Annotated in this window: 14 protein-coding genes and 1 tRNA gene; 7 read left to right on the top strand and 8 right to left on the bottom strand. The window is 54.1% G+C overall.

Annotated elements, in window-relative coordinates:
- Window positions 1–41: 41 nt before the first annotated feature.
- The 7 genes from PJU76_RS06910 to PJU76_RS06880 all read right to left on the bottom strand — a co-directional run bounded on the left by PJU76_RS06910 (window position 42) and on the right by PJU76_RS06880 (window position 3,355).
- The gene (locus tag PJU76_RS06910) at window positions 42–320 is read right to left on the bottom strand and encodes a hypothetical protein (protein ID WP_271778914.1); all 279 of its coding nucleotides are present in this window, start codon (window positions 318–320) and stop codon (window positions 42–44) included.
- 48 nt (window positions 321–368) lie between these two features.
- Window positions 369–614, bottom strand: coding sequence for a hypothetical protein (locus PJU76_RS06905; protein WP_271778913.1), 246 nt, complete (start codon window positions 612–614; stop codon window positions 369–371).
- A gap of 24 nt (window positions 615–638) precedes the next feature.
- Window positions 639–926, bottom strand: a complete 288-nt coding sequence (locus tag PJU76_RS06900; RefSeq protein ID WP_271778912.1) for a hypothetical protein — start codon at window positions 924–926, stop codon at window positions 639–641.
- Between the two features lie 149 nt (window positions 927–1,075).
- Window positions 1,076–2,341, bottom strand: a complete 1,266-nt coding sequence (locus PJU76_RS06895; RefSeq protein WP_271778911.1) for a phage/plasmid replication domain-containing protein — start codon at window positions 2,339–2,341, stop codon at window positions 1,076–1,078.
- The gene (locus tag PJU76_RS06890; RefSeq protein ID WP_271778910.1) at window positions 2,334–2,510 is read right to left on the bottom strand and encodes a hypothetical protein; all 177 of its coding nucleotides are present in this window, start codon (window positions 2,508–2,510) and stop codon (window positions 2,334–2,336) included. The genes PJU76_RS06895 and PJU76_RS06890 overlap by 8 nt, the downstream gene beginning before the upstream one ends.
- A gap of 220 nt (window positions 2,511–2,730) precedes the next feature.
- Complete coding sequence (locus PJU76_RS06885) at window positions 2,731–2,943, bottom strand: hypothetical protein (protein ID WP_271778909.1); 213 nt, start codon at window positions 2,941–2,943, stop codon at window positions 2,731–2,733.
- 109 nt (window positions 2,944–3,052) lie between these two features.
- The gene (locus PJU76_RS06880) at window positions 3,053–3,355 is read right to left on the bottom strand and encodes a hypothetical protein (RefSeq protein WP_271778908.1); all 303 of its coding nucleotides are present in this window, start codon (window positions 3,353–3,355) and stop codon (window positions 3,053–3,055) included.
- Between the two features lie 179 nt (window positions 3,356–3,534).
- Between PJU76_RS06880 and PJU76_RS06875 the strand changes: the two genes are divergently transcribed.
- From PJU76_RS06875 to PJU76_RS06845, 7 genes are all read left to right on the top strand, one after another.
- Entirely contained in the window at window positions 3,535–3,897 is a 363-nt protein-coding gene (locus PJU76_RS06875) for a helix-turn-helix domain-containing protein (RefSeq protein ID WP_271778907.1), read from the top strand.
- Window positions 3,898–4,017: 120 nt separating this feature from the next.
- Window positions 4,018–4,281: a hypothetical protein gene (locus tag PJU76_RS06870; RefSeq protein ID WP_271778906.1), complete on the top strand. Its 264-nt coding sequence runs from the start codon at window positions 4,018–4,020 to the stop codon at window positions 4,279–4,281.
- A 289-nt stretch (window positions 4,282–4,570) separates the two neighbouring features.
- Window positions 4,571–6,301, top strand: coding sequence for an autotransporter assembly complex protein TamA (locus tag PJU76_RS06865; protein WP_271778905.1), 1,731 nt, complete (start codon window positions 4,571–4,573; stop codon window positions 6,299–6,301).
- Window positions 6,298–9,852, top strand: a complete 3,555-nt coding sequence (locus tag PJU76_RS06860) for a translocation/assembly module TamB domain-containing protein (RefSeq protein ID WP_271778904.1) — start codon at window positions 6,298–6,300, stop codon at window positions 9,850–9,852. The genes PJU76_RS06865 and PJU76_RS06860 overlap by 4 nt, the downstream gene beginning before the upstream one ends.
- Window positions 9,853–9,869: 17 nt before the next feature.
- Window positions 9,870–10,961, top strand: coding sequence for an NAD(P)/FAD-dependent oxidoreductase (locus PJU76_RS06855; RefSeq protein ID WP_271778903.1), 1,092 nt, complete (start codon window positions 9,870–9,872; stop codon window positions 10,959–10,961).
- A gap of 66 nt (window positions 10,962–11,027) precedes the next feature.
- Window positions 11,028–11,453, top strand: a complete 426-nt coding sequence (locus PJU76_RS06850; protein ID WP_271778902.1) for a Fur family transcriptional regulator — start codon at window positions 11,028–11,030, stop codon at window positions 11,451–11,453.
- 56 nt (window positions 11,454–11,509) lie between these two features.
- A tRNA-Lys gene (locus PJU76_RS06845) sits at window positions 11,510–11,585 on the top strand.
- A gap of 78 nt (window positions 11,586–11,663) precedes the next feature.
- Here PJU76_RS06845 and PJU76_RS06840 read toward each other — a convergent pair.
- Window positions 11,664–12,404: a M48 family metallopeptidase gene (locus tag PJU76_RS06840; RefSeq protein WP_271778901.1), complete on the bottom strand. Its 741-nt coding sequence runs from the start codon at window positions 12,402–12,404 to the stop codon at window positions 11,664–11,666.
- Window positions 12,405–12,490 lie beyond the last annotated feature (86 nt).

Here is a 12,490-nt window from a genome sequence, read left to right as displayed (position 1 = left end):
GGGGGGACTTCGTCTTCCCCCCCCCCACCCCTCCTACCCTATTAACCGAAGAACATGCCCTTGGCCCACTTGTAGACCACAGCGATACCGGCCAGACTAATCAGCGCCACACCAATGGCACCGATGGCAGTGTCACCGCTAGACGTAAAACTGGCAGCGGCATTAGTCGCAGCAGTACCGGCACCACCAGAAGCAAACGCGGTGGCAGCAGAAACCAGCGAGCCGATAGAAACAGCGGCAGCAACCCGACGGGGAGACGCATGTTCAGCAATGAAACCGAGCGCACGTTCACGAGCAGACTTCAACTTATCTTCATTCATAAATCACCTCTCACTTTTCAAGATCCGGGGAACTGCCCGGCCAGCTTGTCACCGATTCAAAAAGAACCGGACCACAAAACGATAAAGAGCAGCCAACATCAAAACGGTGATAATGGCAGGGGCGGCAATGTCGAACTGACTTTCTGTAATGCCGCCGATACCGTAAACCGGAACCCATGCGGATGAATTGCAGCTATAGGTAGTCACCGAAGTGGTGGAAGACGTTACAGCCGTGACGTTAGTGCACACATTGAGCACAAGCGCCCCGGAATCGCCATCGCCGTCACCGTCCATAAAGCCCCCTTAAAATAGAGACGATTAAGCGTTGACCGCTTGAGGTTTGTGATCAGGCTTGACCATGCGAGTATGGGTCAGGTTGACCTGCAAAAAGCCCTTACGGTCCACTTCGAGGTAGTACTCAACCTCATAATCACCAGGCTGAAGGGCCAAGGCTTCATTGCGACGCATGACACTGGTCTGCAAGACGCGAACGCCGGGACCTTGATCCAGGTCATAGGGTTGTTTATGGAGCTTGTTGATCTGGCCAGTGGCCTTGTCGGTAAACTCAAAAGTCTCGACCGGGTAAAAATGTGCAATCGCTTTCATAGCAAAATCTCCTGAAAAAAGGTTATAAAACCGCTATTGGCAAAATAAATTGCCCGAAAAAAAATAGTTCAAAATCAGTACCCTAAAAATGCTAGTTCGGCGTACCGGAAAAGGGAGCTCTGTTAGTAGCTCCCCTTTCCCCTACCCGATCACCCTGCCCTGCAAAACACTTCCTGATGCAATCGCTCAATGACGTGCGGCAGTGAAAGCGTGTGTGCACGCTCTACGAGGTCCAAACGTTCACGAGGGGGCTTAAACTCGCGCACATTGCACGCGGAGGGTGCTTGACGTATCAGGGGAGCACCATCCTGCAACATGGCGTCAGAAACGCCAGCAAGGCCCAACAAACGACGATGGGCATAAAACTGCGTCTTGCCGACGCTCTGGCGAGCGGCAGCGAAACCGTAGGCCCGTATGGAGCCGTAGAAGGCGAAAGCGCGGCGGGCAGCACCGGGAGTCTTGGCAACAGAAAGCAATTCCTTCAAAAGAGTGTCATCAGCCATGGCAACCTCACGAGCAAATAAGTGGGAGAACTCAGACTCCCAGACAGAAACGGTATTGAGCAGATCGGCTAAGTAATCGACGGAAAAATAAACGATGGGGTTTTTAGAGCGGGTACTGGAAAGTGGCGTAAAGCCCAAGCGTTGAAAGTACAGGGCGGCATTGTCAGCGAGCGCGCCCATTTGATCATTGGCGAAGTAGTCCGGGAGAAGGCCGAGCCGGACCGCTTGCTTTGAAAGCCAGGAAGCGCGGATCTGGCACTCAAACCGTGCGATGGGCTGGAACTCCTCAACCATCGCTTCGAGGGTGTCTGGGTCCATGCCCAGGCACTTGGGGGGATGAGCCTTGAGGTCGGCACCCTTGCAGTAAATCTTGCCGACCTTGTAGCGCGAGCCTAAACCTTGGTAGAGGGTGCGCCCGGAGGGGGCGGCATGGATGGCCATCTGATCATCAGTAGCCCGGACATCGACAGAGGCGCGGCGCTGGCCACGCTGGACACCGGCGACGGTATCAAACCAGCTTTCAAGGGCGGCGCGGGTACCGAAGTCGTAAGAGTGGGTAATGTCCAGGCGGGCGACGTACCAAAGGCCAGCCTTGGGCCACTGTTCGAGACGAAGCACCACACCGAAGACAAAATCCACCAGGCGCGAGGCCGCTTCACGCAAAGTGCAGGGACCGTCCACGTTGTGGCCCTGATAGACTTTAGGCGAGGCTTCGAGGGTGACACGGGCACCGACAACCAGAGAAAACCCATCGGCCCAACTGGGCATGTTGAGACCAGTGCACAGGGACCACTGTTGTACAGAGCCGGTAAAGTCGGTTTGCGTGAGCTTGTTCATCTGGATCTGCATCCAGCGGAGGGCATCGGCGGGGAAATAATCGGCGGGGATCGTGAGGCGCAGGGTATCAATCATGGAGATGCCTGCGAGCAGAGAGCCGATCAACCAGGCGGATGAGCATAGACAGGATGGAGCCCAGGGCGTCATAGACCAGCAACGCCGCGAATGCACCGATAAAGACGGCCCACATCAAAGCAATAGAAAGCGACTCTATTTCAGCGGTAGAGGAAAATGAGGGGATCACCAGACACCCCCGAAAGGGCGGTATTCATGCGCATGGCAGAAGTAACTGACCATTACCGGGCGGGGGACAGAAACAGAGCCGATGGAATAACGCGCCATAACAGACGTGCACTGACCGAAGGAGCCGATAAGATGCCGAAAATGCAGGCAATTACCGCAACGCAACGGGGCGCGACCGGGGGAAGAATGCGGGGCGTCCTGAATATGCCAATAAGGGGAAGTCACCAGACACCCCCTAGGCCACCCAAAGCCTCCAAAGCAAGACGAGCTTCAGCAAGACGAGCTTCAATCAATCGCATAGGGAAACAACTAAACGTGGGATCACTGAGAAGGTCTAAAACATCCATAAAATCCCGACGAACTAAATACACCCAGGAAAACTCAGTAGGGCAAACATCATCAGAGAACAGATCAAGACTGACAGGCTCTTTCACAGATCACCCCCTGCCCTGCCCTCAAAAATCGAAACAATCAGCAGGCCAATAAGACCCATATCGCAAGAGGTGGATAAAACAAACAGCGTGAAGTGAAAGGCTACGGGCGTCATAGGACACCGCCAGCATGAATCAGACCATCGTCATACTCTGGCCAATCACATGACTGCCAATCAGGGGAAGCCTTAAAAAGATCAATGTCACGATCAAAAACGGCATCAGCCCGACGCATGACAAGGTATCGAGACAGGCGCACCTGGTAGGCTTCAAGCCTATGAAAACGCACGACGCGAAGGGGCTCAAAACGACAAGAACCGGATGACGGCATTAAAACAGCCGGAGAAAAGTGATGCCAGCACAAAACAGGCTGACCAGAATAAGAACAAAGAAACGGTTTATCTTTTATAATCATTTGTCTATCTCCTAAAAAGGGGAGCCGGGGAAGGCTCCAAACTGGCGAGCGACGCCAGACCGCTACAGGAAAATCAGCATATGGCGTTAGGTGAACGTCATATATCGAGACCATATGACGATCATCATACGTTTGTCAATAGTCTAGCGACTAACTAAGATGTACTGAGGAGGTGCACCATGAATATTTCAAAACTCATAGACGATGCAGCAGAAAAACAGGAATTGAGCCAAGCAAAGCTGGCAAAGACCATAGGAATCAGTGCAGCATCATTGTCCAACCTAAGAACGGGCAAGGGCGAACTATCCGACGAAACCTATATCAAGCTGGCGAAGCTGGCCGGAGTGGACCCAACAGAGGTCATCATCGAGAAGCACATGAGGAAGGCGGGACCAGAGGGACGGAAAGTATGGGCCACCTTGGCGAAGGCCCTACCGAAAAGCGCCGCCCTACTCGTAATAGTGGCGCTTGTAGTGCCATATAACCAAGCACATGCAAGCACTATCCAAATTTTACAGGCTGCTAAGTACTTATTATGTTAAATAATATTTCGTGACCGCAGCCAGCCGGGGAATAATCTAAGTTCAGATCTAAATGAACTTCAGACCTTGGATCAAGGTCTGAACGTATGCTTAACACTGTAAAAATTTCAAGGGAGCGTAATGACTTACTACCAATCGTTCAGTAGTCGGAGTCCGTGGTGGGTGCGCTTGCTCGCGGTGATGGTGAGCATGGTCCTGCTGGTCGGTCTGTTCTTTTTCGCTATTTTTGTGGTCGTCGCCGTTGCCATACTCGGGGCTAGCGGGCTGCTTCTCCTCTGGTGGCAACGGCGGAAAATGCGCAAAGGGATGCATACGGACATCGTGGTCACCGACTATCGGGAGATTCATCATCCGCGTCCGCCTTTTGATAACATCCGTCGATGACTGCCTTCCTACAGGCGTTCCCCAACACTGCCTGATCTCGTCAAGGAATTAAGGTGCTGTTGCGCACCCCTCAACCTGCACCTGTCACCTCCATGAATCGTGCTAAACTCAGCAAATCATCACGCTGTGAGCGGCACTGTTTACCTTGCTCCGACGCCTTCTTTGTGGCGTGATATCCAAAAATGGATGACAGCTAAGGGCAGGAGGTCTTCTGGGCACAGTCAGGCGGGATAATAAGGCGAGGCGACATCGCCTGAGCAACCTGCGCCGTGGCTTATTGCTTGCAGGGTTGGGCGCTTCACTGCTGTACTGCGGAGCGGTTAACGCCGACGATGTACATTTTTTGGTGGATGGAGTTTCTGGGCCTTTAGCGGAGAAGCTCGCCCATGCCCTCCCCTTCGTGGTCATCGGGTCGCAGGCGGACCGTTTGGAAGAGACGGAGATGTCAGCGAGTTTGCGCCTCAAGGATGCGCTCGAAGCCTACGGCTACTATAGCGCGCGTTGGACGGAGCGCAGTGAAAAGGGTGCGCACGGGAAATATCTCATCATTTTCTCCGTGACTCTCGGGCGGCCCATCCTGGTTCGCCAAATCGACCTGAAATCAACGGGCGCAGGCCACGATCTACCCGCTTTACAAAAGCTATTTACCCAATTTCCACTACACAAAAAAGATATTCTTGATCAGATTACCTATGAAGAATGGAAGGGCAAAGTCCTATCGTTCCTCAACGCGCGTGGCTACGCCCATGCCGATTATTCGCGTCATGAAATCCGTATGGATCGCGATCAATTCTGGGCTGATATTTACTTGTGGCTCAATACCGGACCCCGCTTCCGCTTTGGGGATATTAAAATCACCGGTGCGGAACACTATCCGCGTTGGTTCATTCAGCGCTATCTCTCTTTCAAGACCGGGGACTGGTATTCGCCCAAAGCCCTGGCACTCACCCAGAGTAATTTGCGCAACGCCGACCGATTCTCCGATATTTCAGTAACTAGCGATCTGGATAAGGCAAAAAACGACGCCATACCCGTTATCGTCGATTTGAAAAGCATGTCGGCACAGCATCTGAAAATAGGCGCAGGTTACAGCACTAATATCGGGCCAAACGCGGCAATTATCTACGATAATTATAATGCTTTTGATCAAGCGCAGCATGTCCGCGTTTCCATTTTGGCGGCGCAACTGAATCGCAATGCCAGCGTCACCTACAGCTGGCCGGTTGGTGCGCACTTGAGATCTGAATATGTTGCTCAAGCCAGTTATCAGAACCAAAATCTGACCGCCTATAACAGTAACGAAATTCTCGCCAGTGCTGGTCGACAGTGGTCATTGCGTAACGAAAACAGTCTTAGTAAAAGTGCAACCATAGAGGCATTAATTAATTCTGAGAAAGCCAACTACAATGTGGCTGGGCAATTTAATAACAGCTTTTATATTTATCCTTCCGTACAATACAGCATGCAGGATTTTCGCGATATTTTGCGCCCCATAGCCGGTTACATACTGACGGCCCGGGTTGAGGGTGCCAGCAAGGTATGGGGTAGCGATGCGAATTTCGTCCGTTTTAGTGCTCAGGGAGAATGGCGCAAGCGCTTGAGTCAGAACTGGGTCCTTGGCACCCGTGCCAAGCTGGGGGCAATGTGGTTAACCGGGCCCATTAGCGAACTACCACCCAATCTGCGATTTTTCGCGGGTGGTCAAAATAGCCTGCCCGGTTATGCTTATCAATCGCAGGGACCATTCGCTGTGGATGGTGCGGTGGAAGGTGGGCGTCTCCTCGCCGTTGGTGGCTTCGATATTCAGCGCTTTGTCACTAAAGACTGGGCTGTCGTCGCATTTTATGATGTGGGTAATGCTTTCAACAGTTGGTCCAGTTTCCATGCCCTTCAAGATGTTGGGCTAGGCGTGCGCTGGTATTCCCCCGTTGGACCCATACGCTTTGACTTGGCGCATCCCTTGGTTGCCCCGCAAGCGCCCGCAGTCCGCATCGCCTTCTCGGTAGGTTTCAGCCTGTGATACGCATCCGCCACGGTTTTATTGCCGGTGTGTTGCTGGTCCTGATCACGCTGGCCACCGTCCTGTTCTGGTTGCTCACTACCAGCCACGGTGCACAGTGGGCGTTAGCGCAGGTCCCAAACTTACAGATCAAACAAGTAAAAGGCTCGCTTACCGGCAAGATGCGGCTTTCCGGCATTTCCTGGCATAGTGCGGACATGCGCTTTCGTGCGCAATCTTTGCAGTGGCACTTGCATCCTGCCCATTTGCTCTGGGGAGAAGTCGACTTTGCCGATTTCCAGCTTCACCAAGCCGATCTGCACCTGCCGACACCCTCTGATAAACCCAGCCCTATTCATTTGCGCTGGCCTGCATTGCCTCTTTGGACCCGTCTTATCGACCTGAAACTGAGCCCGGTTACTTGTACGATCCTGCGCATATGGCAAGGAACGCAGAAGCCCTTCGTCCTCTCCCTGGCGACATTTTCCGAGTTGGCCTGGCGGCGTGGCAATCTGCACATCAAACACCTGTCGGCGGAGATGCCCCAGGGCAGACTCCAGCTTACGGCAGACCTGCAAATGGGAGAGCGCGGGCTGCAAAGTCTGGGTGTATGGAAACAAGGCAGTGCCACCAACCCGTTGACCGTAAGTTGGGAAACACACTGGCACGGCATTTCGGCCCAGACATTTGGTGGTCCCTTGAATATTCAGGTACAAGAAAACAAGCAACTGACGACTTTGAGCGGTACGACGCAGATCTCCCCGCAGCAGGTTTTGCTCGAGTCGCTACAGCTCAGTAATCCTGCGCTCCAGAAACCCGCACAGGGGCATTGGCGCCTTGATTTGCCCCGCAATACCGCAGGGAGTTACCAGATCAGTGGCGGCTTCGAGCAGATTCTGGCAAAAGCGCTGCCCAGCACATTACCGGTGGGTGCGTTAGCCTTCAGTTTGAATTTGCGGGGGACCACCCAGCGTTATCAAGGACAACTGGCACTGCGCGGTGATCCCAAACTCGGCGGTATTCAGGGCAATGTGAACGGCAATCGCCAAAACCTGCAATACCACTATGCAGGCAAGCTGCTGGGCGCAGATTTGTTGCCTTCGGTGCTGGCCGTCCGGTGGCGGCCGCAACTCACCGTCACCGGACACGTTCTGGTCAGGGGCCTGCAAACACAGCGTATTATGGCCCAGGTACCGGGCACTTTTTCCGGGGACATGACCGTCAACGCCACCCGAATTTCCAAGGTGATCACGGGTGATGTGCGGCTGCAATTGCTGCCTAGCCAGCTTTACCGTCAAACCTTGCAGGGTGGGGCGTTGGTGCACTTCGCAGGAAGTGCGTGGGATCTGCAAAAGGCCCAGTTTTTTGGTCCGAGGGTAAGCCTGAGCGCCCAAGGTGATTTACAACAACGTCTGCATTTCGTCCTCAACGTGGCGCAGTGGCAGGGTTTACTTCCCGGTGCTCGGGGTAAGAGTCTGATTCAGGGTTGGGTAGCGCGGCCTCAGACGCAGTGGACTGGAGAAATCGAGGGCACCGGACAGGGGCTTGCCTATCGTGGCGTAAAGATCAATACACTGAAAACACAGGCCGAACTTCGCGCCGCGAACGCCTTGCAGGCCATGATCAATATAAAGGGACTGACATACGCTGGCCACCGCATTGATCTGCAGGCCCATGTGCAAGGACCATTAACACGTTTTACGCTGGGACTGGACGCGCAATGGCCACAAAGCCGTCTGTCCATCGCCGGGCTGGCGTTTCATCAGGCCGATGCGTGGGGACTGCAATTGGAGAAGAGCACATTGACCAGTATCCCTCTGGGAAACTGGCAGTTACTCCACCCAGCCACCCTGCAATGGGCCAACGGTGCTGCTTCGCTCGGAAAAATGGCTTTCGCCAATGCGCATGCTGCCCGGATTACTGCGCAAGCTCATTATAATCCCACCACCAACCAAGCCAATTTGGGACTCGATTTGCAATCGCTACCTCTGGATTTTTTCGCACGGGCGGAGGATGCATCGCTCCATGGTTTTTTGAATGCACATCTGCAAGCGCAGTGTCACGGAATTTGCCAGGCGGAAGGACATTGGGATTTTCAGAAAACCCAATTGCAGTGGCGGCAGGCGGGTACGTCGCATACGCTCTCTTTGCAGCGGTTTACCGGTCAACTCCATTGGTTGCCAAAAGACCTCTCGCTTGCTGCCGACCTTCGTCTTGCCAATGACTGGGGTAATGCCCGGGTGACCGTCCACAGCCCAGCGACACTCGCCCTGCCCTGGCACTGGGACGCCAATGCCCCACTACAAGGGGTTATAAAGGCGCATGTAGGTGCACCACTGTTTGCTGCCCTCCCGGTCGGGAGTTTGCGGATTCGACCGCAGGGTCAAGGGACTATAGACGCACAGGTTCTGGGTACCTGGGCGCATCCGCAATGGGCTGGTACAGCACAACTACTAGGTCTGGGCTTTTTCGTCCCGCAGGCAGGTTTGGATGTTCGTGACGTGGGCGCACAACTCGTGGGAGATGGAAAAGAGGTTAAGATCGATCAACTACAAGCCAGCTCTGGCTCGGGTCAGATATCCGGGACAGGCATCGTCCAACTTCAGCGGGCGAATGACTTTACGCTCCATGTCACCGGGAAGAACTTCACGACGCTCAATTTGCCGCAGGTGCAGGCTGCGGTCAGCCCCGACCTGAGCATTTCCGGGACTCTGAAGAAAATCGACGTGCAAGGAAACGTACATACCGATCACTTGCGGATACTAGGTACGAATTTCAGCGGACCCAAGCCCTCAGGCGACGTCGTTTTTGTGAAAAATGAGCACAAAAACAGCGGCCCTGCCCTGGGTGTTAATGTGCACGTAACCCTCGGGGACGATGCGAGAGTCGTCATCGGCGGGCTGCGTGCCCGGCTGGTAGGTGGTCTCGCAGTAAAAATACACGATGGCCAAAGTCCGCAAGTCGATGGCACGCTGCGCATGGTGGATGGCCATTATGCGATTTATGGGCACACGCTCACTTTCCGGCGTGGTTCCATCCTTTTCCGCGGTGCCGCGAACCAAGCCAACCTGGACGTGCTGGCGGTACGCACCATCAAAGGCTCCTCTAGCTTCGCGGTGGACAACACCTCCGTGGAGGCTGGCGTACAAGTCACCGGTACACTGCAAATGCCCCAGGTGGCGCTCTATTCCAAGCCAGCGATGTCGCAGACAGACATCCTCTCCTATCTCGTGCTGGGTACTCCGAGTAGCGGCCTCGCCAGTCAGGATGCATTGCTTTCCGCCGCCGCCGGTACGCTCTTTTCTGCCAGTCGTGCCGCGGTCTTCGGCGATAACCTGAGTAGCAGCGGCATTAACGTTGGCGTAAGTTCCAATGGTAATTCGGGCTTGGCGGGTGCTATGGTCACCCTGGGCCATTATCTTACCCCCGATCTTTATCTCAGTGTCGGACAATCCGTGCTGGGTAGTGGTACCGTGGCACGCTTGCGTTACCGAATTTCACGCCACATCGAACTACAGACGGAGAGCGGCACCCAGAATGGCGCCAATATATTTTACCGAATTGATTTTTAAGATAGTGGTGACCTTAGATGCTCGCTGAAACCCCTGTGCAAACGGATGTTCTACTGATTGGCGGTGGTGCGATCGGCTTAGTCAGTGCGATTAAGCTTGCGGAGGCTGGTCTACGGGTTACAGTGCTCGATCAAGGTCATATCGGTCAGGAAGCATCATGGGCTGGTGGGGGTATTCTGAGCCCATTGTATCCGTGGCACTACCCCCCTGCCCTATTGCGTCTTGCGCTGTATAGTATGCAACGCTATTTCTCCCTGACTTCCACGTTGCTGGAGCAAACTGGCATTGATCCTGAGTGGATACCTTCCGGCTTGCTTATTCTGGAGGGCGAGCATGAGAAAATCCCAAATGATGTGCTGGCTTGGGGCGCCGCGTGGGGACTGGATTGGCGCCCAGGGCTGGCAGGCGAAACCCAAACACTCTGGTGCCCGGAAGTCGCACAAGTACGGAACCCCCGCTTGCTGGCGGCAATGGCCGCACGCTGTCGCCAACTGGGCATCATTTTGTATGAAAATACAGCAGTCACTGGCTTTCGTAAGCAAGGCGAACGGCTGCAAGGCATAGAAACCATCACCGGCTTTATCCCCGCGGAGCGGGCCATCGTGACCGCCGGTGCCTGGAGTGGAAAAATACTCGGAGAAATAGGCATTCACCTGGACATCATTCCAGTGCGCGGCCAAATGCTCCTGCTTCAGGGCAAACCGGGAGTCCTCAATACGATGTTGATGCGCGACAACCATTATCTGATACCGCGACGGGATGGTCTGATTCTGGCGGGCAGCACGAGCGAGCTTGCGGGGTTTGATAAATCGACCACGGACGAGGCACGAAACGAACTTGTGGACTTCGCCACTCAAGTCTATCCGGATCTGGAGTCGCTACCAATCCTCAAGCAATGGTCTGGATTGCGCCCAGGAAGTCAGGATAGTATTCCCTATATTGGTCCTGTTCCCGGCTGGGAGGGGCTTTTTGTCGCCGCTGGTCATTTCCGTTACGGACTTACCAATGCGCCCGCGACTGCCGACATTCTGGCATCCTTATTAATGAAGACGCCACCGCCGCTGGATATTAACCCTTATGCAGTTCTGGCACCGAGACCGGCACACTAAAGCCTTTTACTGGCTGTGCATTGGCGCTACAATTATAACGAGTTTAAAATTAAAGCGAGACCGCCCGTGGGAAATGACGACTGGAACAAGCAACGTGTGTTGGAAGTGCTTCGCGACGCGGGGGTGAATCCCACCAGCCAAAGGGTAGAGATTGGCTACGCGCTCTTCTCCTCTTGCGCGCATCTTTCCGCGGAAGAGATCATGCAGCGTGTCAATGCGGATTATCCCGTGGTGTCTAAGGCAACGGTCTATAACACCCTTGGCCTGTTCGCCGATCACTCATTGGTGCGCGAAGTGATTGTGGAGCCCGGCAAGGTGTTCTATGACCCCAATGTTTCTCTTCATCATCATTTCTATTATGTAGACTCGGGAGAGTTGCTGGATATTCCTGCGTCTGCCCTGCAAATCAACAGGCTCCCCGACCTGCCGCTGGAGACTGAAGTGGAAAGGGTCGAGGTGGTGATCCGGCTGCGACGATGCACGGCTCACTAACGCTACCGCGTCCGCTCTTGCTTTCTTGGCGAAAATTCCTATAATACGGGTCCTCTGGGTTGTTAGCTCAGTTGGTAGAGCAGCTGACTCTTAATCAGCGGGTCGTGGGTTCGATCCCCTCACAACCCACCATATAGAGCAGGCACTTAAATGGTTTTTCTAGGTGCCTTTTGTTTTTACTCATGAGGAAAAACAGGGTGCCAGTGCCGTTCATGGGGTTTTGTTTTCGCATTCAGGCAATACCAGTGGTAACCCCTCCTTCAGCTTACTCTTCACTTGCCGCCAGTGCGGCATCACCCGGTCCAGAATGCCTTTGAAGCGGTCATTATGTAACCGTTCCAGCAAGTGCGTCATTTCATGCACCACCACATATTCCAGGCAGGACTCGGGGTATTGTGCCAGATCCAGGTTCAGCCAGATTCTTCGTGCCTGAATATTACAGGTCCCCCAGCGGGTTTTCATGCGTTTGATGCCCCATTCCGCGACTTTTACCTTGAGAATGGGCTCGTATTGAGCAATGAGTTCAGGAATGCGTTCCTGTAGATTCTGTCGGTGCCAGGTTTGAAGCAGTCTTTCCTTATGGTCTTTGTTGGCGCCTTGCCGACAATATAGGTCAATAAAATGAGCGTGGCCGAGTTCAACGTGTCCGGCTTGGGTGGTGGAGTGGATTCTCAGCCGATATCGTTTGCCCAGGTAATAGTGACTCTCCCCGGATACATACGCACGGGGAGAGATTCTTTCCTGCCCGAGAAACTTTTGCTGCTGCTTTCTAATCCAGCTGAGGCGGTTGAGTACCGCTGCCCGTATGGCCTCTTCGCTGAGCCTTAATGGGGCCGCCACACGCACCCAACCAGTGGGCGGATACACCCCCAGGTGCAGGTTCTTGATCGGCTTTTTGATCACCTGCACGGACAGGTCACTGACTTGCAGCGTGAAGGTTTCAGTAATCACCGCGTTGTTCCTTCACCAAGGTACTGCTGGTAAGTGAGCACCTGTTCCCGGCGATTTTGAATCAGGGTCCCCAGCAGTTCAGGCCT

The sequence above is a fragment of the Acidithiobacillus ferriphilus genome (genome assembly GCF_028215975.1).
GTDB classification, from domain to species: domain Bacteria; phylum Pseudomonadota; class Gammaproteobacteria; order Acidithiobacillales; family Acidithiobacillaceae; genus Acidithiobacillus; species Acidithiobacillus ferriphilus.
Note: the sequence above shows the minus strand (reverse complement) of the source record. Positions and strands in the feature narration are given on the sequence as shown.

Coding starts and splice junctions, on each gene's coding strand:
- PJU76_RS06910 (WP_271778914.1), bottom strand. CDS start 320: ATGAATGAAGATAAGTTGAAGTCTGCTCGTGAACGTGCGCTCGGTTTC.
- PJU76_RS06880 (WP_271778908.1), bottom strand. CDS start 3,355: ATGATTATAAAAGATAAACCGTTTCTTTGTTCTTATTCTGGTCAGCCT.
- PJU76_RS06900 (WP_271778912.1), bottom strand. CDS start 926: ATGAAAGCGATTGCACATTTTTACCCGGTCGAGACTTTTGAGTTTACC.
- PJU76_RS06895 (WP_271778911.1), bottom strand. CDS start 2,341: ATGATTGATACCCTGCGCCTCACGATCCCCGCCGATTATTTCCCCGCC.
- PJU76_RS06905 (WP_271778913.1), bottom strand. CDS start 614: ATGGACGGTGACGGCGATGGCGATTCCGGGGCGCTTGTGCTCAATGTG.
- PJU76_RS06870 (WP_271778906.1), top strand. CDS start 4,018: ATGACTTACTACCAATCGTTCAGTAGTCGGAGTCCGTGGTGGGTGCGC.
- PJU76_RS06855 (WP_271778903.1), top strand. CDS start 9,870: ATGCTCGCTGAAACCCCTGTGCAAACGGATGTTCTACTGATTGGCGGT.
- PJU76_RS06875 (WP_271778907.1), top strand. CDS start 3,535: ATGAATATTTCAAAACTCATAGACGATGCAGCAGAAAAACAGGAATTG.